This is a genomic window from Streptomyces sp. NPDC023723 (assembly GCF_040639815.1).
Taxonomy (GTDB): Bacteria; Actinomycetota; Actinomycetes; order Streptomycetales; family Streptomycetaceae; genus Streptomyces.
This window is the reverse complement of sequence record NZ_JBFAAP010000072.1, coordinates 1-26,728: the sequence shown is the minus strand read 5'-3', so window position 1 is coordinate 26,728 and position 26,728 is coordinate 1. Positions and strand designations below refer to the sequence as shown.

General features: G+C 72.3%; 25 protein-coding genes. 16 read left to right on the top strand and 9 right to left on the bottom strand.

The window, feature by feature from the left end:
• Positions 1-16: 16 nt before the first annotated feature.
• Together AB0G32_RS36895 and AB0G32_RS36890 are read right to left on the bottom strand one after the other, a co-directional pair.
• Positions 17-313: a hypothetical protein gene (locus AB0G32_RS36895; RefSeq protein ID WP_361174064.1), complete on the bottom strand. Its 297-nt coding sequence runs from the start codon at positions 311-313 to the stop codon at positions 17-19.
• 100 nt (positions 314-413) lie between these two features.
• On the bottom strand, positions 414-1,010 hold the full coding sequence (locus AB0G32_RS36890; RefSeq protein WP_361174061.1) for a hypothetical protein: 597 nt from the start codon (positions 1,008-1,010) through the stop codon (positions 414-416).
• 143 nt (positions 1,011-1,153) lie between these two features.
• Here AB0G32_RS36890 and gcl point away from each other — a divergent pair, with 143 nt between their 5' ends.
• Positions 1,154-2,938: a glyoxylate carboligase gene (gene gcl / locus AB0G32_RS36885; RefSeq protein WP_361174058.1), complete on the top strand. Its 1,785-nt coding sequence runs from the start codon at positions 1,154-1,156 to the stop codon at positions 2,936-2,938.
• A 63-nt stretch (positions 2,939-3,001) separates the two neighbouring features.
• Here gcl and AB0G32_RS36880 read toward each other — a convergent pair whose 3' ends face one another.
• From AB0G32_RS36880 to AB0G32_RS36860, 5 genes are all read right to left on the bottom strand, one after another.
• Positions 3,002-3,496: a TIGR04222 domain-containing membrane protein gene (locus AB0G32_RS36880; protein WP_361174055.1), complete on the bottom strand. Its 495-nt coding sequence runs from the start codon at positions 3,494-3,496 to the stop codon at positions 3,002-3,004.
• Positions 3,497-3,740: 244 nt separating this feature from the next.
• Positions 3,741-5,198 (bottom strand): catalase, encoded by a 1,458-nt coding sequence (locus AB0G32_RS36875; RefSeq protein WP_361174053.1) that lies wholly within the window; start codon positions 5,196-5,198, stop codon positions 3,741-3,743.
• Positions 5,199-5,424: 226 nt separating this feature from the next.
• Positions 5,425-6,318 carry a 2-hydroxy-3-oxopropionate reductase gene (locus AB0G32_RS36870; RefSeq protein WP_361174050.1) on the bottom strand — a complete coding sequence of 298 codons (894 nt, stop codon included), beginning with the start codon at positions 6,316-6,318 and terminating at the stop codon, positions 5,425-5,427.
• 25 nt (positions 6,319-6,343) lie between these two features.
• Positions 6,344-7,165 carry a TIM barrel protein gene (locus AB0G32_RS36865; RefSeq protein WP_361174047.1) on the bottom strand — a complete coding sequence of 274 codons (822 nt, stop codon included), beginning with the start codon at positions 7,163-7,165 and terminating at the stop codon, positions 6,344-6,346.
• 241 nt (positions 7,166-7,406) lie between these two features.
• Positions 7,407-8,795, bottom strand: a complete 1,389-nt coding sequence (locus AB0G32_RS36860) for a hypothetical protein (RefSeq protein ID WP_361174044.1) — start codon at positions 8,793-8,795, stop codon at positions 7,407-7,409.
• 391 nt (positions 8,796-9,186) lie between these two features.
• On the opposite strand from AB0G32_RS36860, the gene AB0G32_RS36855 reads away from it, so the two are divergent.
• The 15 genes from AB0G32_RS36855 (at position 9,187) to AB0G32_RS36785 (ending at position 25,083) form a co-directional block, all read left to right on the top strand.
• Positions 9,187-10,581, top strand: coding sequence for a hypothetical protein (locus tag AB0G32_RS36855; RefSeq protein ID WP_361174041.1), 1,395 nt, complete (start codon positions 9,187-9,189; stop codon positions 10,579-10,581).
• Between the two features lie 210 nt (positions 10,582-10,791).
• Positions 10,792-11,811 carry a YncE family protein gene (locus tag AB0G32_RS36850; RefSeq protein ID WP_361174038.1) on the top strand — a complete coding sequence of 340 codons (1,020 nt, stop codon included), beginning with the start codon at positions 10,792-10,794 and terminating at the stop codon, positions 11,809-11,811.
• Between the two features lie 221 nt (positions 11,812-12,032).
• Positions 12,033-12,896, top strand: coding sequence for a DUF6879 family protein (locus tag AB0G32_RS36845; protein ID WP_361174035.1), 864 nt, complete (start codon positions 12,033-12,035; stop codon positions 12,894-12,896).
• A gap of 285 nt (positions 12,897-13,181) precedes the next feature.
• Positions 13,182-13,685 carry a carboxymuconolactone decarboxylase family protein gene (locus AB0G32_RS36840; protein WP_361174032.1) on the top strand — a complete coding sequence of 168 codons (504 nt, stop codon included), beginning with the start codon at positions 13,182-13,184 and terminating at the stop codon, positions 13,683-13,685.
• 141 nt (positions 13,686-13,826) lie between these two features.
• Positions 13,827-15,107, top strand: coding sequence for an MFS transporter (locus tag AB0G32_RS36835; protein ID WP_361174029.1), 1,281 nt, complete (start codon positions 13,827-13,829; stop codon positions 15,105-15,107).
• 67 nt (positions 15,108-15,174) lie between these two features.
• Positions 15,175-16,479, top strand: a complete 1,305-nt coding sequence (locus AB0G32_RS36830) for a neutral/alkaline non-lysosomal ceramidase N-terminal domain-containing protein (RefSeq protein ID WP_361174026.1) — start codon at positions 15,175-15,177, stop codon at positions 16,477-16,479.
• Positions 16,476-17,744: a hypothetical protein gene (locus AB0G32_RS36825; protein WP_361174023.1), complete on the top strand. Its 1,269-nt coding sequence runs from the start codon at positions 16,476-16,478 to the stop codon at positions 17,742-17,744. Before AB0G32_RS36830 ends, AB0G32_RS36825 begins: the two co-directional genes overlap by 4 nt.
• Before the next feature lie 234 nt (positions 17,745-17,978).
• Positions 17,979-18,230: a hypothetical protein gene (locus AB0G32_RS36820; RefSeq protein ID WP_361174020.1), complete on the top strand. Its 252-nt coding sequence runs from the start codon at positions 17,979-17,981 to the stop codon at positions 18,228-18,230.
• Positions 18,227-18,595 carry a helix-turn-helix domain-containing protein gene (locus AB0G32_RS36815; RefSeq protein WP_361174017.1) on the top strand — a complete coding sequence of 123 codons (369 nt, stop codon included), beginning with the start codon at positions 18,227-18,229 and terminating at the stop codon, positions 18,593-18,595. Before AB0G32_RS36820 ends, AB0G32_RS36815 begins: the two co-directional genes overlap by 4 nt.
• 118 nt (positions 18,596-18,713) lie before the next feature.
• Positions 18,714-19,247: a 2-oxo-4-hydroxy-4-carboxy-5-ureidoimidazoline decarboxylase gene (gene uraD / locus AB0G32_RS36810; RefSeq protein WP_361174014.1), complete on the top strand. Its 534-nt coding sequence runs from the start codon at positions 18,714-18,716 to the stop codon at positions 19,245-19,247.
• The gene (gene uraH, locus AB0G32_RS36805; protein ID WP_361174011.1) at positions 19,244-19,645 is read left to right on the top strand and encodes a hydroxyisourate hydrolase; all 402 of its coding nucleotides are present in this window, start codon (positions 19,244-19,246) and stop codon (positions 19,643-19,645) included. The genes uraD and uraH overlap by 4 nt, the downstream gene beginning before the upstream one ends.
• Before the next feature lie 3 nt (positions 19,646-19,648).
• Positions 19,649-20,572: a factor-independent urate hydroxylase gene (pucL, locus tag AB0G32_RS36800; RefSeq protein WP_361174008.1), complete on the top strand. Its 924-nt coding sequence runs from the start codon at positions 19,649-19,651 to the stop codon at positions 20,570-20,572.
• Positions 20,573-20,637: 65 nt separating this feature from the next.
• On the top strand, positions 20,638-22,038 hold the full coding sequence (locus AB0G32_RS36795) for a nucleobase:cation symporter-2 family protein (RefSeq protein WP_361174005.1): 1,401 nt from the start codon (positions 20,638-20,640) through the stop codon (positions 22,036-22,038).
• Between the two features lie 41 nt (positions 22,039-22,079).
• Positions 22,080-23,459, top strand: coding sequence for an 8-oxoguanine deaminase (locus AB0G32_RS36790; RefSeq protein WP_361174002.1), 1,380 nt, complete (start codon positions 22,080-22,082; stop codon positions 23,457-23,459).
• Positions 23,460-23,748: 289 nt separating this feature from the next.
• The gene (locus AB0G32_RS36785; RefSeq protein WP_361173998.1) at positions 23,749-25,083 is read left to right on the top strand and encodes a nucleobase:cation symporter-2 family protein; all 1,335 of its coding nucleotides are present in this window, start codon (positions 23,749-23,751) and stop codon (positions 25,081-25,083) included.
• Between the two features lie 117 nt (positions 25,084-25,200).
• On the opposite strand, the gene AB0G32_RS36780 is transcribed toward AB0G32_RS36785, so the two are convergent.
• Entirely contained in the window at positions 25,201-26,418 is a 1,218-nt protein-coding gene (locus AB0G32_RS36780) for an ABC transporter permease (RefSeq protein ID WP_361174091.1), read from the bottom strand.
• 5 nt (positions 26,419-26,423) lie between these two features.
• The coding region (locus AB0G32_RS36775) for an ATP-binding cassette domain-containing protein (protein WP_361173995.1) at positions 26,424-26,728 on the bottom strand (305 nt) is incomplete at its 5' end.

Here is a 26,728-nt window from a genome sequence, read left to right as displayed (position 1 = left end):
CCAGCCGGCCGGCCGGTCAGCCGACGTCGACGACCTTGCCGTTCTCGTCCAGCGTGTGGGTGTCCCAGTACACGTCCCACTTGTCGTCGACCTGCTGCGGCACCTTGCCCGCCGGGTAGCGCGCGTACCCCGAGGGCGGCTCCGCAGAGTCCGGCACGCAGGCGGAACCGGTGCCGCCCACCGAGAGAACCGGGTACTCGCCGCCGCCGCAGACCGCCTCCCGGTACTCGAAGCCCGCACACCCGGTGAGGGCCAGGAGCGCGGCCCCGCTCGCGAGGGCGCTGACGAGGGCGGTGCTGCGGGGCGGGTTCATCGTGGTCTCCAGTCGCTCGGTGTGCCCCCACTCTCGCCGCCGGGGACCGGCCCCGCCTGAGTAGGCGTACTCGGTCCGGTCCGCGCGCGCACTCACCTCGTCACGCGCCCAGCGCCGCCGCCGCGCCGTTCGCCGGGCGGGGAACTGCCCCCGGGCCGAGGACGAACAGCGGTACCCCCAGCTGGTCGGCGCGGGCGCGCACCTCGGCGGCGTACCCGGTGCGCGAGAAGTGCACGCCGCGCGCGGAGCGGACCGTCGCCGTCAGCCACAGGCACTCCACGTCCCGTACGGTCGCGGGCGATCCCGACGGGTCGACCTGCGCGAGCAGCCCGCGCCCGGCCAGCCCCACGCCTCCGGTCAGGCCGCGCCGGGCATGGTGCAGGTCCCGGTGGCCCAGCCCGTGCAAGTGCCGGGCCACCACCGCGACCAGGTCGAAGGGGTCGCGCACCGGCAGGCTCAGTACCGTCCCGCACGGGCAGCCCAACTCCGGCCGGGGCCGCTGCCCCCGCCCGCCGCAGGCCCCGCAGCGCACCCCGATCCACTCCTCCTCCCAGACGCGACGGCGGACCTCCGTCACCGTGCCGTCGGGGTCGAGCGCAGGAGCGACGGGCGTGCCGCAGGCGCACGGGTACGCCGGTGCCGTGTAGCGGTGCGCGCGCCGGCAGACCGGGCAGCGCACCGTGAGGCTCTCGGTCATCCCCTCATCGTCCTCCCTTGACGTCCCCCGGCCACCCACCTACCTTACTTCCAGAATGTAAAAGTGTTATTCCGTTATACGGAAAACTGGGCAACGCTCACCGTGGGCGCGACGGGCGTGGTTCCGACCGGCAGGAGTACGCGATGGCTCGTATGACCGCTGCCCGCGCGGCAGTTGAGATCCTCAAGCGCGAGGGCGTCACCGACGCGTTCGGGGTGCCCGGCGCGGCGATCAACCCCTTCTACGCCGCGCTCAAGGCGTCCGGCGGCCTCACCCACACCCTGGCCCGGCACGTCGAGGGCGCCTCGCACATGGCGGAGGGGTACACCAGGACCCGGCCCGGCAACATCGGGCTGTGCGTCGGGACGTCCGGCCCCGCCGGCACCGACATGATCACCGGGCTGTACTCGGCCAGCGGCGACTCGATCCCCATCCTCTGCGTCACCGGCCAGGCCCCGACCGCCGTGATCCACAAGGAGGACTTCCAGGCCGTCGACATCGCCGCCATCGCCGCGCCGGTCACCAAGATGGCCGTCACCGTGCTGGAGGCCGCGCAGGTGCCCGGCGTCTTCCAGCAGGCGTTCCACCTCATGCGCTCCGGGCGGCCCGGACCCGTCCTCATCGACCTGCCGATCGACGTGCAGCTCACCGAGATCGAGTTCGACCCCGACACCTACGAGCCGCTGCCCGTCTACAAGCCGGCCGCCACCCGCGCCCAGATCGAGAAGGCGCTCGGCATGCTGGGCGCGGCCGAGCGGCCGCTGATCGTGGCCGGCGGCGGGGTCATCAACGCCGACGCCGCCGCCGAGCTGGCCGAGTTCGCCGAGCTGACCGGCGTCCCCGTGGTGCCGACCCTGATGGGCTGGGGAGCCCTCCCCGACGACCACCCGCTGAACGCCGGCATGGTGGGACTCCAGACCTCCCACCGTTACGGCAACGCCACCTTCCTGGAGTCCGACTTCGTCCTCGGCATCGGCAACCGCTGGGCCAACCGCCACACCGGCAAGCTCGACGTCTACACCGCCGGACGGACCTTCGTGCACGTCGACGTGGAGCCGACGCAGATCGGCAGGATCTTCGCCCCCGACTACGGCATCGCCTCCGACGCCAGGGCGGCCCTGAAGCTGTTCGTCGAGGTCGCGAAGGAGCTGAAGGGCGCCGGCGCGCTGCCCGACCGGTCCGCCTGGGCCGCCGCCGCACAGCGGAAGAAGGCCACCCTCCAGCGCCGAACGCACTTCGACGACATCCCCATCAAGCCGCAGCGCGTGTACGAGGAGATGAACAAGGCGTTCGGGCCCGAGACGCGGTACGTCTCCACCATCGGGCTGTCGCAGATCGCCGGCGCGCAGCTGCTGCACGTCCACCGGCCCCGGCACTGGATCAACTGCGGCCAGGCCGGCCCGCTGGGCTGGACCGTGCCCGCCGCGCTCGGCGTCGCCAAGGCCGACCCCGAGGCGCGGGTCGTCGCCCTGTCCGGGGACTACGACTTCCAGTTCATGCTGGAGGAGCTGGCGGTCGGCGCGCAGCACAAGATCCCGTATGTGCACGTGCTGGTCAACAACGCCTACCTGGGGCTGATCCGGCAGGCGCAGCGCGCCTTCCACATCGACTTCCAGGTCAACCTGGAGTTCGAGAACATCAACTCGCCCGAACTGGGCGGCTACGGCGTCGACCACGTCAAGGTCGCCGAGGGGCTCGGCTGCAAGGCGATCCGGGTGACCGGTCCGGGCGAGCTGGGCGCCGCCTTCGAGCAGGCCAAGAAGCTCGCCGCCGAGTTCCGGGTGCCGGTCGTCGTGGAGGCGATCCTGGAACGCGTCACCAACATCTCCATGTCGGGGACGAACGACATCTCCGCCGTGGTGGAGTTCGAGGAACTGGCCACCGAACCCGGCCACGCGCCGACCGCCATCAAGCCCCTGGAGGTCTGAGCCCCCCTCGGTACCGTGAAGAGGGCGGTCCGTTCCCCCGGGACGGGCCGCCCTCGCGGCATGTCAGGCGCCGGCCACCAGCCCGGCGCGCACGGCGAAGCGCGGCAGCAGCAGGCGCAGCGCCTGCTCGCCGTGCAGGGCGACGGCGAGCAGGGTGCCGGTGTCCGTCAGTCCGTGCGGTGTCGTCGGCAACGGGTACCGCTCCCGCAGGAACGCGACCCGGCGGCGGGCGGTCCGGTTCGGGCCGAGGCGCGGGTAGCGCAGCAGGCCGGCGTCGGCGAGCGGCAGCCGGGCCAGGGCCACCGCGAGCCGCATGTCCGCGTCGCGGACCAGCTCGCGCACGGTGAGCGGCTCGCGCAGGACGTCCAGGACGGCGCCGACGAACGGCGCCAGCCCGTCCGGCTCCGGTCCCGTCGTGCACAAGGTCCCCGGCGGGCCGGTCTCGACGGTGCCCCGCAGGTGCAGTTCCACCACGGCCACCGTGACCGCGGCCCGCTCCCCGCCGGCCAGCAGCGCGATCTCGTACGGCGCCAGCCCGAACGCCATGTCAGTGTCCACAGCGATACCCCCGTGTGCGGGGGTGTGCCCGCTCACGGGGGTGGTCCAAGCATGCCGGTGCTCGTTCCGGAGGAGAATTTGAGGTTGCCGGGGCCGCGGCGGCGCGACCGGCCCGCGGCCCCTCCCCTCAGGTCGTAGGAGAGGCGCCGGGCCGTTCACCACCGCACTGGCTCGCGCGCGCCGCGGTCCCGGTCCGCGCGTACGGCTCCGGCCTCCCCGCCGGTGCCGTACGCGAGCCGGTGGGTCAGTCCTCGCGCAGGGCGTGCACCGCCTCGGCCACGCGCCTGCCGTACTCGGGGTCGGCGGCGTGGAAGTGGGCGAGGTTGCGCTCGACCACGTCCTCGCGGCTGACCTGGGACAGGCCGCCGGCGATGTTGGCGACCAGCCGCTTCCGCTCGTCCTCGGTCATCAGCCGGTACAGCTCGCCCGCCTGGAAGAAGTCGTCGTCCTTGGTGTGCGCGGGCGCCTCGTGGGTGCCGGTGTGGCCGGAGACAGGCAGTGGCGCGAACAGCGGGCGGCCGGTTTCCACGGGGCCGTCGTAGGAGTTCGGCTCGTAGTTCTTGGCGTACCGGGACCGGCCGGCCGCCGCCATCAGGCCGTCCCGCCCGTAGTTGTCGGCCCGCGCGGCGCGGGGCGCGTTGACGGCGAGGTGCGTGTGGTTGACGCCCAGGCGGTAGCGCTGCGCGTCGGCGTAGGCGAACAGGCGGCCCTGGAGCATCTTGTCGGGGGAGGGGCCGATGCCGGGCACGAAGTTGTTCGGGGCGAAAGCGGCCTGCTCGACCTCGGCGAAGATGTCGTCGGGGTTGCGGTCCAGGACCAGCCGGCCCACCCGGCGCAGCGGGTAGTCCTGGTGCGGCCACACCTTGGTCAGGTCGAACGGGTTGAAGCGGTACCCGGCCGCCTCGGCGGCCGGCATCAGCTGCACGTGCAGGGTCCAGGACGGGTGCACGCCGCGCTCGATGGCCTGGAGCAGGTCGGTCTGGTGCGAGGCCGGGTCCTGGCCGGCGGTCTCGGCCGCCTGCTCGGCGGACAGGCAGCGGATGCCCTGGTTGGTCTTGAAGTGGTACTTGACGTAGTACGCCTCGCCCTTGCTGTTCGTCCACTGGTAGGTGTGCGAGCCGAAGCCGTCCATGTGGCGGTAGGAGGCCGGGATGCCCCGGTCGCCCATCAGCCAGGTCACCTGGTGGGTGGCCTCGGGGGAGTGGCCCCAGAAGTCCCAGACGTTGTCCGGCTCCTGGCGTCCGGTGAAGGGGTCGCGTTTCTGGGAGTGGATGAAGTCGGGGAACTTCACCGGGTCCTTGACGAAGAAGACCGGGGTGTTGTTGCCGACCAGGTCGTAGTTGCCCTCGCGGGTGTAGAACTTCACCGCGAAGCCGCGCGGGTCGCGCACCGCGTCCGCGCCGCCCAGCGAGTCGGCCACGGTGGAGAAGCGCACGAACACCTCGGTGCGCTTGCCCACGGTGTCCAGGAAGTCGGCGTGCGTGAAGCCGGTGACGTCGTCGGTGACCTCGAAGTGGCCGTAGGCGCCGGAGCCGCGGGCGTGCACCACTCGCTCCGGGACCCGCTCGCGGTTGAACCGCGCGAGCTTCTCCAGCAGGTGCTGGTCCTGGATCAGGAGCGGGCCGCCGACGCCGGCGGAGGCGGAGTTCTGGTTGTCGGCGACCGGGGCACCGGACTCGGTGGTGAGCACGCGCTGCGACATCGTGGACCTTCCGTGCGGGTGATCAGCGGAAACAGCCATCGGTGACAGTCATCGGGACAGCCATCGGTAACAGCCATCGGAAAAATGTTTCCGCTTCGTGGAGACTAGAAGCGTGGTGTTCGGTACGTCAACAGTCTGTTGAAGTGGGTTCCGGGCGGCGCCGCGCGCTTGGGCGCGACGGGACAGGTGTCGACGCACGACGCCGCCCGGAGATCGAGGGGGCGCGTCAGACCTGGGCGCCGGACAGGCGCTCCACCGCCCGCAGCAGCGCCGAGTGGTCCAGGCCGCCGTCGCCCTGGGCGCGCAGGGACGCGACCAGTTGGGCCACCACGGCGCCGACCGGCAGCGCCGCGCCGACGCTGCGGGCGGCGTCGGTGACGATGCCCATGTCCTTGTGGTGCAGGTCGATGCGGAAGCCCGGCTGGAAGTCCCGGTTCAGGAAGTTGTCCTTCTTGCGGGTCAGCACGGTGGAGCCGGCCAGGCCGCCGTTCAGGACGTCCAGCGCGGCGCTCAGGTCGACGCCGGACTTCTCCAGGAAGACCACGGCCTCCGCGCACGCCTGGATGTTCACGGCGACGATCAGCTGGTTGGCGGCCTTCACCGTCTGGCCCGAGCCGTGCGGACCGCACAGCACGATGGTCTTGCCGAGCGCTTCGAAGAGCGGCACGGCCGCGTCGAAGTCGGCCCGCTCGCCGCCGACCATGATGGACAGCACGGCCTCCACGGCCCCCGCCTCACCGCCGGAGACGGGCGCGTCCAGCACCCGGACGCCCTTGTCCCGCGCGGCCTTCGCCAGCGCGACCGAGGTCCCCGGGGTGATCGAGGACATGTCGATCAGCAGGGCGCCGGAGCGGGCGTTGTCCAGGATGCCGTCGGGACCGTAGGCGATGGCCTCCACCTGCGGGGAGGCGGGCACCATCGTGACGATCACGTCGGCGTCGCGCACCGCCTCGGCGATCGAGCCGGCCGCGGTGCCGCCGGCGGCGGACAGCCGGTCCAGCTTCTCCCGCTCCAGGGTGAAACCGGTGACCTGGTAGCCCGCCTTGATCAGGTTCTCGGACATCGGGGAGCCCATGATGCCCAGGCCGATCCAGGCGACCTTGGGAAGTGCGTTGCTCATGAGGGGTGCCTTTCGGGTGTGGGGGTCAGCGGGGCAGCCAGCCGAAGGACTCGGCGCCGGTCCGGTCGCCGGACTTGTACTCCAGGCCGACCCAGCCGTCGTAACCCGCCTTCGCGATCTGGTCGAGCAGGTCTTCGAGCGGGAGCGAGCCGGTGCCGGGGGCGCCGCGGCCGGGATTGTCGGCGATCTGCACGTGGCCGGTCCGGGCCGCGTACCGCTCGATCACCGCCGGCAGGTCCTCGCCGTTCATGGACAGGTGGTACAGGTCCATCAGGAACCGGGCGTTGCCCAGTCCGGTCGCCGCGTCGACCCGGTCGGCGACCTCGACGGCGGCCGGCGCCGACACCAGCGGGCACAGCGGCGACTCGGCCTTGTTCAGCGCCTCGATCAGCAGCACCGCGCCGATCCGGTCGGCCGCGTGGGCCGCCAGGACCAGGTTCTCCAGCGCCAGCGCGTCCTGCGCGGCCGGGTCCACGCCCTCGACGCGGTTGCCGTACAGCGCGTTGAGCGCCGTACAGCCCAGGGAGTGGGCGAAACCGGCGGCCACGTCGATGTTGGCGCGGAACTTCTCCGACTCCGCGCCGGGGACCGACAGGGCGCCGCGGTCGGGGCCCGGGAGCTGTCCCGCGTAGAAGTTCAGACCGGTGAGCCGGACCCCGGCGTCCTCGATCGCCCGCCGCAGCGCGTCCAGTTCCGAGCGCTCGGGCACCGGCGCGTCGGGCCACGGCCACCACAGCTCGACCGCGCCGAAGCCGGCCGCGGCGGCTGCCGCCGGGCGCTGGAGGAGTGGCAGTTCGGTGAAGAGGATCGACAGGTTGACGGTGAAGCGCTGGTCCGTGAAGCCCATGGGTATGCCGCGCCACCTTCCGTATTGCGGAAACATTATTCTGCTTACTGGAAGGGTGCCGAAGGATCTCTGAGCTTGTCAAGGGGCGCAGGACGCAGCGGGCCCCGCGTGCCGCGGGGGTGAGCGGCGGCGCGGGGCCATGAGGTGGAAGGCCGACGAGGGTGTCAGCGGCGGGAACCCGACCGGCGGGAGGGATGTGTGCGCCTCGGCCCGGCAGGGCGGGCCGAGGCGGTGATCCGGCTCAGCCCAGGGACTTGACCAGGCGTTCGATGCGGGCGGCGACCTTCTCGGCGGTGCCCTTCAGGTAGAAACCGTCCCGGGCCTCGTAGGTGTAGTGGTCGTAGTTCCAGCGGTCGGGCATGTTCTTCGCGCCGCCCTCGAACATCGACATGACGAACGTGCTGGAGAACGGGGACGCCGTACGGATGGCGGTGGCCGTACTGGTGGACAGCTCCGGTGCCACGCCCGCGAAGACGCCCTTGCCGACCTGGAAGACCCACAGGGGGATGTCGACGCTGGTGGTGGGGGTGTAGGTGGCGCTCCTGACCGGGCCGGTGGGGTGGTCGGTGGTCATCTGGGTGGCGCTGACGGAGTCGGTGAGCAGCCGCACGGACACGTTCCGGCCGCTCTCGTAGCGGGTGATCGCCTGGGCGACCCGGACGATCTCGTTGCCGAGGCGCTCGCCCTGCGCGGTCAGCAGGGCGAACCCGGCGTCCTGGAGGTCGACCCCGTAGGTCCACCCCTTGTCCTTGTCGATGGTGTAGCGCTTCGCGCGGTAGGCCGGGAACTGGTCGCCGCAGGCACCGACCAGCCAGAAGCCGACCGCTCCCGGATACTGCTCCTCGACGTGCGCGGTGGCGGCGCCGGCGAGGTCGGCGGTGATCGGCAGGTTGCCGTCGGCCATCTTCGCGTCCTGCATGACGCAGGACTGCACGTTGTAGTTGGTGAGGACGGCGATCGGGTCGCCGTCGAGGTCGTTGAACCGGGCCACGTACACGCCGTCGTCCGACTGGCCCTGTTCGTTGACGCCCAGCCAGTAGCCGTCGGCGGTCAGCACGTTGCGGTTGACGTTGACGTCGGCGGAGCCGGAGCCGTAACCGACCTGGGCGTCCCGCAGGTTCTCGACCGCGGCGGCGACCGCGGTCCGGGTGGCGGCGGCGATGCCCCGCACATAGGCGGCGGCGCCGGCCGAGGCGGTGCTCGCGGCGACGTGCGGGGCGGAGAAGCAGTGCGTCACCGTGACCATGATGTCCTCGGACGCGATCCCGGTGGCGTCGGTGACGGCCGTGCGCATCAGGGCGACGGCCTCGGCGCTGATCGAGGTCAGGTCCAGCACGGCCAGCGCGAAGCTCCGGGAGCCGGACTCCACCAGCAGGACGCGGACGTGGAGGTCGTCGTGGACGGAGGTGAAGTTGTCCAGCGGCAGGACCGAGGCGTCCGGGGTGAACTTCGCCTTGCCCGCGCCCACCCGCAGGCCGGTCTTCGACGGCGTGGCCGCCTCGGCCGCCCCCGCCCCGCCCGCCACCGTGGCCGCCGCCGCGACCAGCGCGCCGGCCGCCACAAAGGTCCGTCGGCTCACGTCCGCGGCAGCACCGTTCTCCTCGACGTCACTCGCGACTCGCTCGGGCATGATGATCCTCCACAAGATAAATGAGTCCGGTCGCACTTCGTTTTTCGCTGCCGGACGCACGGTCGCGATGACGGCAGCGGCGCCGTAACGCGGCAAAGCATCACAGTGGGCACGGCAAAGCAGCAATGCGTGCGCCGCAAGCTCATATTTCACATCCGGCATGTTGACGTGCGGTGCCACCAGGCGGAATGTTCTGGGCTCGGACGGCCCGCACGGGTCGGACGACCCATCACAGACAGGACCCAGGCAACGCACAGAGAAGTCGTCGGCGGCTTCTCACAGTCAATTCATTGCTTTCGGTGGGCCGCGACCAATGGAAAGGGCGCGGTATGACGTCCGACTCGAAAAGCGTGCGCATGGTCAGGAAAACATCACCGCAAGGAGTTCGGTCTTGGGCAGCAGGCGTGCATTCATCACGGGATCCATCGGAACCGGGCTCGCGGTAGCCGGCGGAGCCGCCTTCCAGGCGTCCGCGGCCCCCGAGCAGGGCACCGCCGACCGCGGTCCGGGCCGGGTCCGAGGAGTCACGGCGATCACCGAGGTCTACGGGGACGGCCAGAAGTTCGTGGCGGTGGCGCTGGAGTACGACCGGGCGATCAGTGACCGGCACCTCACCGCCACCGCGTTCACCGTCAGCGGCCGGACCGTCACCGGCGTGTACGCGAACCGCGCCGCGGCCCGCGCGGACCGGGGCCGGGACGGCCGTTTCGTGATCGTCGAACTGTCTCCCGACGACACCGGCGCGGCCCTGTGGGTGACGGGCGGTGGCGGCGGGGGCGGCGGCGCCCCCACCGGCACCCCGTCCGGTTCCGCGTCACCCACCGCGTCACCCACCGCCTCCGCCTCCGCCACGGCCGCCGCGTCGAGTGGCCCGACCATCCTCACGCCGTCCGCCACCGTCACCCAGAGCGAGACGGTGTACACCGCCGCCGGCGGCCGTTACGAGCCGGACGGGGCCGCGCTGAGCACCGACGCGGTGGTCAACCCCGTGGTGGACGACTTCCGTCAGTTCACCTTCGACGACCCGGAGACCGGCGAGAGCCTGCCCTACAACCTGTTCGTGCCGAAGGACTACAACCCGCGCAGGAGCTATCCGCTGGTGCTGTTCATGCACGACGCGAGCGTGGTCGGGGCTCCGGTGCGCGGGCCGTTGGTGCAGGGTCTGGGGGCTGTGACCTGGGCGTCCGCCGAGGACCAGGCGAAGCGCGAGTGCTTCGTCCTGGCGCCGCAGTACGCCGACGTCGTGGTGGAGGACGACTATCAGCCCACCACGCTGTTCGACGCCACCATCAACCTGGTCGAGCACCTGACCGAGAAGTACAGCATCGACCCCGGGCGCCGTTACACCACCGGCCAGTCGATGGGCGCCATGATGTCGCTCGGGTTCGGGATCAAGTACACCGACGTCTTCGCCGCCCTGTACGTCGTGGCGGGTCAGTGGCCCGCCGAACAGGCCGCTCCGCTCGCCGGCAAGAAGATGTGGGTGCACGTCTCCGAGGGCGACACCAAGGCCTTCCCCGGTGAGAACGCCATCATGCAGGTCATCAAGGCGGAAGGCACCCAGATCGCCACCGCCACCGGCTGGGACGCCCAGTTCACCCAGGCCGAGTACGCCGCCGCCGTTCGCGCCATCACGGCCCAGAAGGCGCCGGTGCAGTACACCACCTTCCTTACGGGGACCGTGGCCGGGACCGGCGGCGGCGCCGGGTCCGAACACATGGGCACCTGGCAGTACGCGTACAGCATCCCGGGCATCCGGGACTGGCTCTTCCGCCAGTCCCTGTGACACCTGCTTCCGAGACGTCCGACCCCAGGCCAGAGCAGTTCTGGCCTGGGGTCGGGGCGTTTTGGCGCGCGGCCTCAAACCGTTTCGCGTGCGGCCTCGGACCGTTTCGCGCGGCCCGGTGGTCCGCTCGGTGGGAGCCCGGTGATCGTTTCACAGTTACTTAGGTTAGCCTCACCTAAGTAAGCACTCGCACTCCGTGCAAGGAGCACCATGCCCCACGCATCCCTGGCGCCCGTCACCCGGCGGCCCGTCCGCGGCCGTCTCGCCCTCACCGCGGCCTGCGCCGCCGTCGCCCTCACGGCCGCGGCCGCCCCCGCCGCCCTGGCGGCCGACGCCCCGAAGGCCGGAGCCACCGAGGTGGCGGCCACCACCACGGTCGGCGGCACCCCCTACGAGGCGGACACCAACACCCGCACCCACACCACGTACGTGGCCAACAGCTCGGCCAAGAGCCTGTCCGTGCTCGACTCCCGCACCGGTGCGCTCAAGACGACCGTCGCGCTGGACGCGTCCGCCTTCGGTGTGGCCGTGGACTCCACGACCGACCGCGTCTACCTGACGGGCACGACCTCCGTCACGATCCTCGACGGCGCCACGAACAAAGTGATCACGACCGTCGACTACGGCACCAAGGTCCACGGCATCGAGGTCAACCCCGAGACCCACCAGGTCTACGCCGTCGCGCCGTCCGACGACGCGGTACTGGTGCTGGACGGCGAGACCGGCGCGCAGGTGGCCACCGCCTCCGTCGCCGCCGACTCCACCCCGGTCCAGGTCGCCGTGGACACCAAGAACCACAGCTACTGGGTCTCCAGCACCGCCGCCGGCACGGTGACGGAGTTCGACACGCGCACCAACGAGGTGGTGAACACCGTCACCACCGGGACCAACGCGCAGAACCTCGCGCTGGACGCGCAGCGCCACAAGCTGTACGTCGACAACTACGGCGACGGCACGGTCGCCGTCGTCAACACCTCGGCCGCCAAGGTCACCAAGACCGTCACCGTGGGCGCCAAGCCGCTCGGCGTCGACGTCAACACCGAGACGGGCCGCGTGTACGTCGGCAACAGCGGCGACGGAACCGTCTCCGTCATCGACGGCCACAGCGACAAGGTCACCGCGACCGTCACGGTCGGCACCTTCCCGCTGGGCGTGAGCACCGACTCCGGTGCCGGCACCACCCTGGTCGCCAACCGGACGGACGGCACGGTCTCCGTGCTGCGCGGCTGACCACCGCGCCCCGCCCCCACACCGCGGCACCGACATGCCGCAGTCACCGCGCCGGCCCCGGACACCTCACCGTCCGGGGCCGGCGCCGTGACGTCCGGACGCTTCGGCGGTCGCCGGTCCGCAGCCGCTCATGGCCCGTCCAAAGCTCCGTACGGTAAAGGTACGCAGTACGTACGCGGCGCCGTACGGACCGGCCCGTGAGGCGAGTCGCTGGAGGAGTCATGGCCGAGCTGTCCGACACGGTCGACGCGTTGATCGCCGCGTCGTCCCCGCTGCCCCCGCCGGCCGAACGCAGGCGGCTGCGCGAGGCCCACGGGCTCACCCAGGACCGGGTGGCCGCCGTGCTGCGGGTCCGGCGTGCCACGGTCAGCGACTGGGAGGCCGGCAAGTCGGAGCCGCGGCAGCCGGAGCGCGAGGAGTACGCCCGTCTGCTGCGCGGCCTGGCCGAGCGCCACCCCGCCGGCACCGCCCCGGGCCCGCCGTCCCCGGGCGGGACGGCGAACGGCCGCCGCGCGGTCGCCGGCCGCCCGCCGTCCGGACCGCCCGCGGCCGGGCCGCGGATGATCGCCCCCGCCGAGTTCCCCGAGGTGTTCGCCGCCTTCGAGCACAGTGCCTGGCGGCTGGAGAGCCGGCGGCGCTACGCGTGGCACGAACGGCAGTCCCAGTACCGGGCCTTCGCCACCGGCCGGCACGTGCACTGGGACCTGGACAGCGCGTGGTGCCGCGACCGGCGGCGCCACACCGCGCTGGGCAAACGCGTCGAACGGGTCCGCGTCGTCGACGAGCCGTGCACCGAGGGCCAGCTGTACCTGCTGCTGCAGAACACCCCCTTCAACGCCGCCTGCGGCGAGGACATCCGGTTCCTCACCCGGGGCCGGGCCGACGATCTGGGGCTGCCGCGGGACGACTTCTGGATCCTCGACGCGCGGACGGTGGCCCGGTTGCACATCGGTGACGACGGCGAGAAGCGGGCGGTCGAGCTGATCACCGAACCCGCGGACGTCCTGAGACATGTCCAGGTGCGCGAGACCGCCTGGCACCACGCGATGTCCCAGGAACGGATGGCGGACCGGCTCGGGGTATGAGGGGTGCGAGAGGCGCCGGCCGGCGCATCCGGCTCGCGCAACGGGTGTGTGCGGCACGCGGGACGCCGCTGTCCGCGTTCCGGGAAAAGGGATGTATGCGTTCACTGTCCGTTGCGTCCGACTCGTAGACACCGCCGTCCGGTCTCAGCGATGTTTCCCACGGGCCACTTCCCTTTCCCCGGCCCGGCAGATCACTTGGGAGGCATGGTGCGACTGACGCCGCTTGAAGGCGCGGATCCGGCGCGGACGCGTCTGCGCGAGCGACTGGTGCGAGACCGCGGTGGCGTGCGCGGTCCCTTCGAGGTGCTGCTGTACAGCCCGGAACTGGGCGACCGGCTGGAGGCGCTCAGCACGTCCTGCATGCGGGACTCGGCGCTGCCGCCCCGGCTGCGGGAACTCGCGCTGCTCGTCACCGCCCGACGGCTCGACGCCCAGCACTCGTGGCTCGCCCACGTCGACAAGGGCCGGGCGGCCGGTCTGGGCGCGGAGCCGCTGGCCCGGCTGGCCCGCGGCGAGGAACCCGGCTTCGACCGCCGGGACGAAGAGGTGCTCTACCGGTTCGCCGACCAGGCGCTGACGCGGCACTTCGTCGACGACGAGACCTACGCCGCCGCGCTGGCCGAACTCGGCGAGCGGGCGCTCGTCGACCTGGTCGTGGCGCTGGGCACCTTCGCGACCCTCGCCCTGGTCCTGAACACCTTCCAGGTCGACCTGCCGGCCGGGGCCGGCCCGGCCTTCCCGGACGTGAGCGGTTTCCGCGCGGCTGCGCGCCGCAGCCCGAGCCCCTGACGGGCCCGCGGCCGCCGGTCCGAACGTCCTGACGGCTCCCCCTCCGAGGGGGCCTGCTCCCACCCACCCCGCCCCGGGGCCCCGCCATGCCCCGGCGGGGCCCCGGCACCCCCGGAACCAACCGAAAAGAGGCACACCGCCGTGTCCACCACCGCATCCCGGACCCGTCCCTGGTACACCGCCACCCTCGGTGGCATGGCGTCCTACCTGGACGGCGCGACCATCGTCACCGTCGGCATGGCGTCGGTCATCCTGCAACAGCAGTTCTCGATGAGTTCCTGGTCGGTCGGCGCGCTCAACGCCGTGCTGATGTTCATGTTCGCCACCGGCGCGGTCATCGGCGGACGGCTCGGCGACGTCTTGGGCCGCCGCAAGGTCTACGCGGTCGACCTGGTGGTCTACGCCGCCGGTGTGGTGACGGTGCTGTGCGCCCCCAACCAGGCGACGCTGTTCGCGGGGGTGATCGTGACCGGCCTCGCGATGGGCGCCGACGTGCCCACGTCGCTGGCGCTGATGGCGGAGGAGGCCGCCGCCGGACGCCAGAGCAGCACGGTCGCCTACGCGCAGACCCTGTGGCTGGCGGGTGTCGCGGTCGTCCAGATACTCGGGTACTTCGCCGGCGACCTCGGCATGCTGAGCGTACGGATCCTGTTCGGCCACCTCCTGGTGGTGGCGGTGGCCGTCTGGGTGCTGCGCCGCGGGGTGGCCGAGTCGGCCGACTGGCAGCGCAGCCGGACCACTCCCGGGCGCCGCCGTGACCTGCGGGCCGTCTTCCGCAAGCCGTACGGCCTCGGACTGGTGGCCACCGGCCTGTACTTCGTCATCAGCGGCATCATGCCCAACACCGTCGGCCAGTTCGGTGCCTTCCTGGTGGTGAACCTCGGACACTCCACGGTCCAGGTCTTCAGCATGATCGGCTGGGCGACCATGGTCGTCGGCCTCGCGGTCGCCCTGCTGTTCCAGCGGCTCGCCGACTCCCCGGTGCGCCGGGTGCTGCTCGTGATCGGTCTCGTCTCCCTGGTGGCCGGCCCGCTGGCGGCCGTACTCGGCGACTTCTCGCTGCTCTCCCTGGTGGTGCTGTTCGTCGCCAACACCGTCGCGGGCACCTGGGCGGGGGAGGGGCTCTACAAGGTGTGGAGCCAGGAGATCTTCCCGACCGAGATCCGCAGCACCGCGCAAGGGCTCACCTTCGGCGCCGCCCGGTACGTCATGGCGGTGTTCGGCCTGTTCACCCCCACCCTGGTGGAGGAGACCCCGACCATGTTCATGGGCGTCCTCATATCCCTCGGCGCGGTGGCCACGGTCATCGGCCTGCTCTGGCTGCCGCGCCTGCCCCGCAACGGCCTGCGGGACGCGCCCCCCGGGGACGCTCCCGGCGCCGGCGCCGTTCCCGCCGACACCTCCCTGACCGGCGCCGGCTGACCCATCGGCCGGCCCCGGCACACAGGCCACGCTGCTACTTTCACCCCCCACCCGCAAGGAGAACCACGTGTCCCCGGAGAACCGACCGCGCCCCGGCGCCTCTCCCGCCCCGTCCCCGGCCCGCGCACTGCGGGTGGGCGCCGCCAAGGCGGACATCACCCCCGCCGACCTGACCGGGCTGCACCCCATGCCCGGTGACTTCCGCGCGGTGCACGACCCGATCTTCGTCCGGGTGCTGCACCTCGACGACGGGGACACCGAGGCCGCGCTGATCTCCCTGGACCTGATCGAGGCCGGCGACATCACCCCGCTGCGCGAGCGGATCGAGCGCGAGCTGGGCATCCCGGCGGACCACGTCGTGGTCACCGCGACGCACACCCACAACGCGCCCCGGATCGCGGACGTGTCACCCGGCGCGCTGGCCCACGCGGGCGGGCCGGAGTCCCGGGCGTACACCGAGTCGGTCTACGACCGCGTCGTCGACGCGCTCGGCCGGGCCCGGGCCGCCGCGCGTCCCGCCCGGTTCGGTGCGGGCACCGGCCGCGCCGACGTCAACGTCAACCGCGAGCAGTACGTCGACGGGCGGTGGGTGATCGGCCAGGACCCGGACGGGCCGTCGGAGAAGAGCGTCGAGGTGCTCAAGTTCGAGGACCTGGACGGAGTACCGATCGCCCTCGTGGTGAACTACGCCGTCCACTCCACCGTGGTGTTCGGCACGTCGGAGATCAGCGGCGACCTCGCCGGTGCCGCGTGCCGCCACATCGAGGACGTACTCCAGGACGGGCGGGGCGGCGAGGTGGTCGCCCTGTGGACCCCCGGCGCCCTGGGCGACCAGGCGCCGCGGATCGACCTGGGCGTGCCCTTCGGCGTCGCGCCCGACGAGCGGCAGAAGGCACGCGCCTACGCGGCGATGGAGGCCCAGGGGCTGCTGGTCGGGGCCGAGGCGGTACGGGTGGCGCGCGCGACCCGTGATCTCCGCGGTGCGGTGCGGCTGGGCGCCGGTCAGCGCGCCGTCGCCTGTCCGGTGAAAGCCGGCCGGGACGTGATGGAGACGATGCGGCAGGAAACCGTGGACACCGTGCCGCTGCGGCTGTCCCTCCTGCGGATCGGCGACGTGGCCCTGGCCGGGGTGTCCGGCGAGGTCGTCACCGAGCTGTACCGGCGGCTGCGGGCGAGGTCGCCGCTGACCCGCACGCTGCTCGTCTCCATCGCCAACGACCGGATCGGCTATCTGCCCGACGAAGCCCGTTTCGACCGGCCCGTGCACTCGGTCAACGGCTGCCCCATCCAACGCGGTCACGTCGAGAGCGCCGTCGTCGACGGCGTCCTCGACCTGATCGCGGCCTGCGGACCCGACGGGGGAGCACGATGACGCCCTCCCGGCCGGTCCTCACCGCGGGCGCCGGCCGGGCCGCCGTCGGCCTGCCGCCCGGCCTGCTGCCGGTGGACGGCTTCACCTCCGTGCACGATCCGCTGTACGTCCGGGTACTCGTCCTGGACGACGGGACGACCCGGCTGGCCGTGGTGGTGATCGACCAGACGTCCGTCTTCGACGACCAGGTCGAGCGCACCCGGGCCGTCCTGCACCGGGTGTGCGGCGTGGCGCCGCTGGCCTGCCTGGTCGTGGCGAGCCACACCTTCTCCGCGCCGCACGTCTTCCCGCCCGGCGGCGTCCAGGGTCCCGCGGCCCATCGCAACGGCCTGCTGGCCGCCGCCGTCGACGACGCGGTGAACCGGGCCGCGACGCGGGCCGCCGCTACGATGCGGCCGGCCCGGGTCGGGTCCGGGCACGGCACCTGCCGGGTGAACGTCCAGCGGGACGTGGCCACCGCGCACGGCTGGTGGCTCGGCGCCGACGACGCCGGAACCACCGACGACCGCGTCGGTGTGCTGCGGATCGACGACACCGACGGGCGTGCCATCGCCGTACTGGTCAACTACGCCGTCCAGTCCTCGGTGCTGAACGGGTCGCGGACCCGCGCCGGGGAGCGGCAGGTGAGCGCCGACCTGGCGGGGGCCGCCGTACGCCGGATCGAGCAGCGGCACGGTGACGGCGCCGTGGCCCTGTTCCTCATCGGCGCGGCCGGCGACCAGGCCCCGTACCTCACCGCGGTGCGCGCGTCGGTCGACGAGCACGGCGAGCCGCGGCAGACCGACGCGCACGACGACGCGCACCTGTTGGTGACACTGCTCGGCGAACGGCTCGGCGACGCCGCGCTGCGGGCCGCCGGGCGGATCGGGACGGCGCCGCTCACGGCGCCGCTGCGGGTGGCCCACCACCAGGTGGAGGTCCCCGCCCAGAAGGCACCCGCGGGACTGCACTGGCTGCGCCCGTCGACGACGTACGTCTTCGAGCCGGACGGCACCACCCGGGCGCCCGTCGTACTGGCACGCATCGGTGACACCGTCGTCGCCGGCACCCAGGCCGAGCTGACCTGCCGGACCGGACTGGCCGTGCGAGCGGCCTCGCCCTGGCCGGACACCTGGGTGGTCACCATGGTCAACGGCGCCGCCAAGTACATGGCGGACGAGAGCGGTTACGACCGGATCACCTACGAGGCGATGAACTCCCGCTACGGCAGGGGAGCGGCGGAGACGGTCGCCGCCCGGGTGACGGGACTCCTGCGTTCGCTGTGAGACCCGGCGGCGGTCGCCGCGGGCCGGCAGCGCACACCACGACGTGCCTGGACATCTCCGCCGACCGCGCCAGGGCTGTCCGTTAAGGTCGTGCCGGAACGGCTTGGGCGCGGCAGCGGGCCACGACGGCCGCGCACCGGGCGTCCGGCGCCCGACGGCCGGCTGTGCCCAGATGCGCCCTCCCCGTCGGACGACGGGGAGAACATGCGGGACAGACCGGCACAAGGGGACGCAGTGCGATTGAGAGTCGAGTTCACGACCGAGCCCTTCGACCTCGACGAGGCGCCCGCTCACGCGGTGGTCGCCCGGGAGGTCGTCGAGGCCGCCGACCTGGAAGCGGTCGATGTCGGCCCGTTCGGCAACACCGCCGAGGGCGGCGCCGACCAGGTGCTCACCGCGCTGACAACCCTGCTCCGCCGGACCCTCGACGCGGGCGCCACCCGGGTCTCGCTCCAGATCAACGTGGTGGCAGAGGGCGAGCGATGACCGGCGGCGCGGACGAGCCGTTCATCGCGGCGGTCAAGCCCCTGGTCGACGCGATCGGCGGGGTCCTGGTGCCGCCGGACGAGGCCGGCCGGGACGACGTGGTGCTCTCCTGGGAAGGGGCCGAGGTGGTCGCCGTGCGGCTGCCGCAGCTCGCCGACTCCCTCGACCACATCCTGGCCGCGATGGAGCGCCGGCGGGGGGTGCCGCTGGCCGAACTGGACCGCAAGTCCAAGCAGGAGGTGGTACGGAACCTGGAGGCGCGCGGCGCCTTCTCGGTGCGGCACGGGGTGGAGACCGTGGCGAGCGCGCTGGGCGTCAGCCGCTTCACCGTCTACAACTACCTCAACCGGGAGAAGGGCCTCTGAGCCGCGGGGGCCGGCGTGGTGATGCGCGAGGGCGAATTTTCAACAAACTGTTGACGCTGTGCCGCCGAGCGCGTTAGCTATCGGCACGCCCGTTCAGCACAAGGCCACGGAGGCTCCCGTGACGTCCCATTCCACGCCGCCGGGTCTGGCCCGATTCAACACCCTCGCTCAGTCCGCGGCCCGCGCCGCACTCCACGAGGTGTGCGCCAGTGCGGCCTGGGGGCAGCGGCTGACCGCCGCCCGCCCCTACGCCACCGCCGAGGACCTGTACGCCACGAGCGACACCGCCACGGCCGCACTGACCCCGGCGGACCTGGCGGCGGCGATGGCCGGGCACCCGCCGATCGGCCGGCCGAAGCCGGGTGACCCGGCCTCCTCCCGCGAGCAGGCCGGCATGGCCGGCGCCCCGGCCGAGCTGAAGGCCGAGATGCTCGAACTCAACCTGGCCTACCAGGAGAAGTTCGGCCATGTCTTCCTGATCTGCGCCACCGGCCGCACCGGTGAACAGATGCGGGACGCGGTCAGGGAGCGGATCGGCAACTCGCCCGAGCGGGAACGGGAGATCGTCCGCACCGAGCTGGGAAAGATCAACCGCATCCGGCTCGCCCGGCTCGTCGAAGCCCCACTCCCCGAACAGGACGCCCGACCATGAGCACCAGCACCACCGCCTCCGTGTCCACCCACATCCTGGACACCAGCGCCGGCCGCCCCGCCGAGGGCGTCGCCGTCCAACTCGCCGCCCGGGCCGGCCGGGACGCCGACTGGCGGCCGCTCGGCGGCTCGGCCACCGACCCCGACGGGCGCTGCAAGGACCTCCCGGCACTGCCGGAGGGCACCACCCACGTACGGCTCGACTTCGCCGTCGAGGCGTACTTCGAAGGAACATCGAAGAAGCAAGCCGATGTGCAGCAGGACGCCCCCGCGACTCGGGACAGCGGTGCCGTGTTCTTCCCCGAGGTGGCGATCACCTTCGCCGTGCACCCCGGCGAGCACTACCACGTACCGCTGCTGCTCAACCCGTTCGGCTACTCCGTTTACCGAGGGAGCTAGCTCATGCCGACCATCCTGGGACAGAACCAGTACGGCAAGGCCGAGAACCGAGTCGTGAAGATCACGCGGGACGGCGCCACCCACCACATCAAGGACCTCAACGTCTCCGTCGCGCTCTCCGGCGACATGGACGAGGTGCACTACTCCGGCTCCAACGCCAACGTGCTGCCGACCGACACCACCAAGAACACGGTGTTCGCGTTCGCCAAGGAGCACGGCATCGAGTCCGCCGAGCAGTTCGGCATCCACCTCGCCCGGCACTTCGTCACCTCGCAGGAGCCGATCCACCGCGCCCGGATCCGCGTCGAGGAGTACGCCTGGGAGCGGATCGCCACCTCCGACGCCAACTCGAAGTTCATCGGCGCCGACGAGGTCAAGCACTCCTTCGTCCGCAAGGGCCAGGAGACCCGGGTCGCCCAGATCACCTACGACGGCGAGAAGTGGGAGGTCATCTCCGGTCTGAAGGACCTGACCGTGATGAACTCCACCAACTCCGAGTTCTGGGGCTACGTCAAGGACAAGTACACGACGCTCCAGGAAGCCTACGACCGCATCCTGGCCACCTCGGTCTCCGCCCGCTGGCGGTTCAACTGGACCGACGACGAGCAGAAGATGCCCAACTGGGAGAAGTCCTACGAGCAGGTGAGGAAGCACATGCTCCAGGCCTTCGCCGAGACGTACTCGCTCTCGCTGCAGCAGACCCTGTACCAGATGGGCTCGCGCATCATCAACCACCGCGGCGAGGTGGACGAGGTCCGCTTCTCGCTCCCCAACAGCCACCACTTCCTCGTCGACCTGGAGCCGTTCGGCCTGAAGAACGACAACGAGGTGTACTTCGCCGCCGACCGTCCCTACGGCCTGATCGAGGCCACGGTGCTGCGCGACGGCCGCGAGGCACGCATCCCGGTCGACATGACCAACCTCTGACGCGGGACGCGCGCCCCCGCCGCCCGTGAGCCGGGCCGGGGGCGCGCCACACCGGAGGGAACACCATGGCACAGCCAGCAAAGGGGCCGGCCAAAGCCCCCTGTTCCACCCCGCCGGCGCACAGCATCCGCGTGCACCCGGTGGACGAGAAGCTCCGCCCCTCGCGGCTCGTCCCCGCCGCGCTCCAGCACATCGCCGCGATGTACGCGGGTGTCGTCACTCCGCCGCTCATCATCGGCCAGGCCTGCGGTCTCGACCTCGCGGCCCGGACCCGGCTGATCGCCGCGTCCCTGCTGATCGCGGGCGTCGCGACCCTGCTCCAGACCCTCGGTGTCCGGCACTTCGTCGGCAACCGGCTGCCGTTCGTGAACGCCGCCTCCTCGGCCGGCATCGCCCCGATCCTCGCCATCGCCGAGACCAACGGCAAAGGCGGCCAACTGCCCGCCATCTACGGCGCGGTGATGGTCGCCGGCGTCTTCTGCCTCGCCGTCGGCCCGTTCTTCGGCCGGCTGCTGCGCTACTTCCCGCCCCTGGTCACCGGCGTGGTCATCACCCTCATCGGCGTCACACTGATGCCGGTCCCGGTGGGCTGGGCGCAGGGCGGCGACGAGAACGCGGCCGACTTCGGGTCGATGGGCAACCTGGCGCTCGCCGCCTTCACCCTCGCCGTCATCCTCCTGACGCAACGTTTCGGCAAAGGCTTCCTCAAGCAAGTCGCCCTGCTGGTCGGCCTGTTGGTGGGTACGCTCGCCGCCATCCCGTTCGGCATGGCCGACTTCTCCGCGCTCGGCTCGGCGCCGGTCGCCGCGCTGCCCACGCCGTTCGCGTTCGGCGCCCCGGTCTTCCAGCCGGCCGCGATCCTCTCCCTGTGCATCGTGATGCTGGTGCTGATGACCGAGTCCAGCGCGAGCATGCTGGCCCTCGGCGAGATCTGCGACCGCCGCGCCGACGCCAAGGTCATCACCCGGGGCCTGCGCACCGACGGTCTCGCCACCCTGGTCGGCCCGGTCTTCGGCGGCTTCCCCACCTCCGCGTTCGCGCAGAACGTCGGCGTCGTCTCGCTCACCCGGGTACGCAGCCGCTACGTCGTCGCCGTGGCCGGCGCCACCCTGCTGGTGCTCGGCGCCTTCCCGGTGCTCGGCGCGGTGGTCTCCCTGGTCCCGATGCCGGTCCTCGGCGGCGCGGGCATCGTGCTCTTCGGCTCGATCGCCGTCAGCGGCATCCGCACCCTCTCCGAGGCCGGCCTGGACGACAGCTCCAACATCATCCTGGTGGCCGTGGCGCTCGGCGCGGGCATCATCCCGCTGGCCGCGCCGACCTTCTACGCCGGGTTCCCGGCCTGGGCGCAGACCGTGCTCGGCTCCGGCATCAGCGCCGGCGCGCTCGTCGCCGTCGGGCTGAACCTGTTCTTCCACCATCTCGGCACCCGGATCGGTACCACCGCTCCGGCACTCAAATCCTCCTAGGGTCCTGCCGTGCCCGGCTCGCGAGAAGAAAAGGACGCATCATGGCAGCAACCCAGCGCATCGTGATAGAGAACGGCGCGATCGCGACCGTAGACGCCCAGGACACCGAGTACGCCACCGGGTATGTCGTCGTCGCGGACGACCGTATCGAGTCGCTCGGCGCCGGGCAGGCACCCGCGGACCTGGCGAACGTCGTCCGCCGGATCGACGCGGCCGGCCACCTCGTGACCCCCGGCCTGGTCAACACCCACCACCACTTCTACCAGTGGATCACCCGGGGCCTGGCCACCGACCACAACCTCTTCGACTGGCTGACCGCGCTGTACCCGACCTGGGCGCGGATCGACGAGCCGATGGTGTACGCGGCGGCCCAGGGGTCCCTCGTCATGATGGCCCGCGGCGGTGTCACCACCGCCATGGACCACCACTACGTCTTCCCGCGCGGCACCGGCGACCTGTCCGGCGCGATCATCCGCGCCGCCCGCGAGACGGGCGTCCGCTTCACCCTGGCCCGCGGTTCCATGGACCGCGGCGAGTCGGACGGCGGCCTGCCGCCGGACTTCGCCGTCGAGTCCCTGGACGACGCGCTGGCCGCCACCGAGGAAACGGTACGGCAGCACCACGACCCGGCCTTCGAGTCGATGACCCAGGTGGCCGTCGCGCCCTGCTCGCCCTTCTCCGTCTCCACCGAACTGATGCGCCAGGGCGCCGAGCTGGCCCGCCGGCTCGGGGTCCGGCTGCACACCCACGGCTCGGAGACGGTGGAGGAGGAGAAGTTCTGCCACGAGCTGTTCGGCATGGGCCCCACCGACTACTTCGAGTCCACCGGCTGGCTCGGCGCGGACGTGTGGATGGCGCACTGCGTGCACATGAACGACTCCGACATCGCCGCCTTCGCCCGCACCGGCACCGGCGTCGCCCACTGCCCGTCCTCCAACGCCCGCCTCGCGGCCGGTATCGCCCGCGTCCCCGACCTGCTCGCGGCCGGCGTCCCGGTCGGCCTCGGCGTCGACGGCACCGCCTCCAACGAGTCCGGCGAACTCCACACCGAACTGCGCAACGCCCTCCTCGTCAACCGGCTCGGCGCCCACCGCGAGCAGGCCCTGAACGCCCGGCAGGCCCTGCGGCTGGGCACCTTCGGCGGCGCCCGGGTGCTCGGCCGGGCCGCCGAGACCGGCTCGCTGGAGCCCGGCAAGCTGGCCGACCTGGTGCTGTGGCGGATGGACACCCTCGCCCACGCCTCCATCGCCGACCCGGTGGCCGCCCTGGTGTTCGGCGCCGCCGCCCCGGTCACCGCCTCGTTCGTGGGCGGCCGGCAGATCGTCGAGGACGGGCGGCTGCTCACCGTCGACGAGGACGCCGTCGCCCGCTCCACCCGGGCCGAGGCCCGCCGCCTGGCCCGTATCGCGGCACACGGCTGACCGCCTTCGCGACGACCCAGACTCCGGCCGGGAGGGACGGCTCCCGGCCGGTGGCCGTGCACCCGCAAGGGCGGCACGGCGGCCGGATCCGGGGCGCGCACGGGGACGCGCGCGGCCCGGATCCGGCACCCCTCCCCACCGTCGACGGTCCCGCACGACCGCCCGCACCTCCGCACCACCTCCTTGACACCCACGTCAGAGTCGACGTGCAACCGACCGGAGGCGAGCCGCCGTGGCCGACCACCCTGTTGACCAGCACCCAGTAGACGAGAAACTCCCGCCCGCGAGGATGGCGACGACCGGCCTCCAGCACGTGGCCGCCATGTACGCGGGGGTCGTCGCCCCGCCCCTGATCGTCGGCGCCGCCGTCGGTCTGTCCGGCACCGAACTGACCTTCCTGACCGGCGCCTGCCTGTTCACCGCCGGTCTCGCCACCCTGTTGCAGACCCTCGGCGTCTGGAAGATCGGCGCCCGGCTGCCCTTCGTCAACGGCGTCACCTTCGCCGGGGTCGCCCCGATGACCGCCGTGGTCGCCGCCACCGACGACAAGTCCGACGCGCTGCCGCTGATATTCGGCGCGGTCATCGTCGCCGGACTCCTCGGCTTCCTGGCCGCGCCGGTCTTCTGCAAGGCGGTCCGCTTCTTCCCGCCGGTCGTCACCGGCACGGTTATCACTCTCATCGGCATATCCCTGCTGCCGGTCGCCTTCGGCTGGGCGCAGGGCCCCGACAGCACGGCGGACGACTACGGCTCACCCACCAACCTGGGCCTGGCCGCCGCCACCTTGGCCATCGTCCTCCTCCTGCGCCGCTTCACCCGCGGCTTCGTCAAGCAGATCGCCGTACTGCTGGGCCTGGTGGCCGGCACCCTCCTGGCCGTCCCGCTCGGTGTCACCGACTTCGGTCCGGTGGCCGACGCGGACCTGGTCGGCTTCCCCACCCCGTTCCACTTCGGCGCGCCGCAGTTCCAGTTGGCGGCGATCGTGTCGATGTGCGTGGTGATGGTGGTGTCGATGACCGAGTCCACGGCCGACATGCTCGCCCTCGGCGAGATCGTGGACCGCCCGGCCGACGAGAAGACCATCGCGGCCGGCCTGCGCGCCGACACCCTCGGCTCGGCGCTCAGCCCGGTCTTCAACGGCTTCATGTGCAGCGCCTTCGCGCAGAACATCGGCCTGGTGGCGATGACCCGGGTGCGCAGCCGGTTCGTCGTCGCGGCGGGCGGCGGCTTCCTGGTCCTGATGGGCCTGTGCCCGGTCGCCGCCTCGCTGATCGCGGTCGTCCCGCGTCCGGTGCTCGGCGGCGCGGGCGTCGTCCTGTTCGGCTCGGTCGCGGCCAGCGGCGTGCAGACCCTGGTGCGGGCCGCGCTGGACAAGGACAACAACGTCCTGATCGTGGCCGTCTCGCTGGCCGTCGGCATCGTCCCGATCACCGCGCCGGAGTTCTACCACGCGTTCCCGGAGACCGCCCGCATCATCCTGGACTCGGGCATCTCGACGGGCTGCGTCGCCGCGGTCCTGCTCAACCTGGTCTTCAACCACCTCGGCAAGAACCGCGACGCCCAGGACGTCACCCACCCGATGGAAGCGGGACAGGAACTCGCCGGCGCCAGAAGCGCCCCATAAGGGCGCGGGGAACTGCGCGAAAACCCCCACCGGCCCGGATCCGACCAACAACCGGACCACCCCGCACGGCCCGTGCGCCGACCGCTCCCCCGAGCCGCTCGGCGCACGGGCCACCCGTCACGGCGTCGCCAACGCCTCCGTCGGCGACAGTCGCGAGGCCCGTACCGCCGGGTACAACCCGGCCAGCGCCCCGATGAGCAGCGTCGCCCCGACCCCGCCCGCCAGTGCCCACGGCGGCGTCACCGCGGGCCACCCCTGGTACAGGGCGTACCCCGTGGTGACCGTCAGCCCCAGCAGCGCACCCCCCGCCCCGCCGAGCGCCGACAACAGCAGCGACTCGGCGAGGAACTGCCCCCGGATCTGCCCCCGCGTCGCCCCCAGCGAGCGGCGCAGCCCGATCTCGGCCCGGCGCTCCAGTACCGAGATCACCATCGTGTTGGCCACCCCGACCCCGCCGACCAGCAGCGCCACCGCGCCCAGCCCCAGCAGCAGCCCGGTGAACGCCTCGCCCGCCGCCTGCTTGGCGGCCAGCGCGTCCGAGGGCCGGGACACCTCCGCCTCGCTCGGCGCCTGCGGGTTGGCCGTGGCGCTCAGCACCGCGCGCACCGACTCCAGTTCCGCCTCCGCCGACCGCGTGTACACGGTCGTCGCGTGCCCGTCGAAACCGAGCCCGGCCGCCGCCGCCCGCCAGCCGACCAGCGCGCCCGCGTCCAGTTCCGGTGCGAGCGGGGCGGGCCGCAGGATGCCGACGACGGTGAACCAGTCGCCGGCCACCAGGACCTGGGTGCGCGGACCGGCGTGCGCGACGCCCAGCCGGTCGGCCGCCGCCGCGCCGAGGACCACGGCCGGGTAGCGGGCGGTGGCCGCGTTCAGCCAGGTACCGTCGGCGAGTTCGGCGCCGATCGCGGACCGCAGCGAGGTGCGCGCCGCGTACGTCACGATGCCGTTGGTCTCCACTTCGGGGATGCGGTCGTTGCGGTACACCTTGGCGTCGGACACCCGGCCCACCGCCGACACCGACTCCACCCCCGGCACCCGGGCCACCATCTCCTCGGCGGTGAGCGGCAGTTGGGCGCTCTCGCCGGCCAGGGTGGAGCCGGGGGTGACAGTGAGCAGGTTGGTGCCCAGCGCGGCCAGCGCCCGGTCCAGACCGGCCCGCGAGGACGCCGAGATGCCCACCACGGCCACCATCGCCGCGATGCCGATGGCGATGCCGAGCGCCGACAGGAACGCCCGCAGCGGACGGGTCCGCAGCCCGACCGCACCGACCCGGACCAGGTCGGAGGGGCCCAGCCGGGCCGGTCCCGGAGCCGTCGCGCGCTCCGGCGCGAGCAGCGCGCTCACCGCACCGCTCCGGCCGCGGCCACGCCGTCCCTGGCGTCCTCGACCACCAGCCCGTCCCGCATCCGCACCCGGCGGGGCAGCGACGCGGCGATCTCCTGGTCGTGGGTGATGACGACCACGGTGGTGCCGGCCGCGTTCAGCTCCCGCAGCAGCGCCATCACCCCCGCCCCGGACGCCGTGTCCAGCGCCCCGGTCGGCTCGTCGGCCAGCAGCAGCGCGGGCTCCCCGGCCACCGCGCGGGCGATCGCCACCCGCTGCCGCTCCCCGCCGGAGAGCTGGTGCGGAGCGTGCCCCAGCCGGT

What these genes read in the sequence shown, in the direction of transcription:
- AB0G32_RS36850 (WP_361174038.1), top strand. Translation starts at nt 10,792, where the DNA reads ATGCCCCACGCATCCCTGGCGCCCGTCACCCGGCGGCCCGTCCGCGGC.
- AB0G32_RS36785 (WP_361173998.1), top strand. Translation starts at nt 23,749, where the DNA reads ATGGCGACGACCGGCCTCCAGCACGTGGCCGCCATGTACGCGGGGGTC.
- AB0G32_RS36825 (WP_361174023.1), top strand. Translation starts at nt 16,476, where the DNA reads ATGACGCCCTCCCGGCCGGTCCTCACCGCGGGCGCCGGCCGGGCCGCC.
- AB0G32_RS36895 (WP_361174064.1), bottom strand. Translation starts at nt 313, where the DNA reads ATGAACCCGCCCCGCAGCACCGCCCTCGTCAGCGCCCTCGCGAGCGGG.
- AB0G32_RS36790 (WP_361174002.1), top strand. Translation starts at nt 22,080, where the DNA reads ATGGCAGCAACCCAGCGCATCGTGATAGAGAACGGCGCGATCGCGACC.
- uraH (WP_361174011.1), top strand. Translation starts at nt 19,244, where the DNA reads ATGAGCACCAGCACCACCGCCTCCGTGTCCACCCACATCCTGGACACC.
- AB0G32_RS36795 (WP_361174005.1), top strand. Translation starts at nt 20,638, where the DNA reads ATGGCACAGCCAGCAAAGGGGCCGGCCAAAGCCCCCTGTTCCACCCCG.
- AB0G32_RS36860 (WP_361174044.1), bottom strand. Translation starts at nt 8,795, where the DNA reads ATGCCCGAGCGAGTCGCGAGTGACGTCGAGGAGAACGGTGCTGCCGCG.
- pucL (WP_361174008.1), top strand. Translation starts at nt 19,649, where the DNA reads ATGCCGACCATCCTGGGACAGAACCAGTACGGCAAGGCCGAGAACCGA.
- AB0G32_RS36875 (WP_361174053.1), bottom strand. Translation starts at nt 5,198, where the DNA reads ATGTCGCAGCGCGTGCTCACCACCGAGTCCGGTGCCCCGGTCGCCGAC.
- gcl (WP_361174058.1), top strand. Translation starts at nt 1,154, where the DNA reads ATGGCTCGTATGACCGCTGCCCGCGCGGCAGTTGAGATCCTCAAGCGC.
- AB0G32_RS36890 (WP_361174061.1), bottom strand. Translation starts at nt 1,010, where the DNA reads ATGACCGAGAGCCTCACGGTGCGCTGCCCGGTCTGCCGGCGCGCGCAC.
- AB0G32_RS36845 (WP_361174035.1), top strand. Translation starts at nt 12,033, where the DNA reads ATGGCCGAGCTGTCCGACACGGTCGACGCGTTGATCGCCGCGTCGTCC.
- AB0G32_RS36870 (WP_361174050.1), bottom strand. Translation starts at nt 6,318, where the DNA reads ATGAGCAACGCACTTCCCAAGGTCGCCTGGATCGGCCTGGGCATCATG.
- AB0G32_RS36815 (WP_361174017.1), top strand. Translation starts at nt 18,227, where the DNA reads ATGACCGGCGGCGCGGACGAGCCGTTCATCGCGGCGGTCAAGCCCCTG.
- AB0G32_RS36865 (WP_361174047.1), bottom strand. Translation starts at nt 7,165, where the DNA reads ATGGGCTTCACGGACCAGCGCTTCACCGTCAACCTGTCGATCCTCTTC.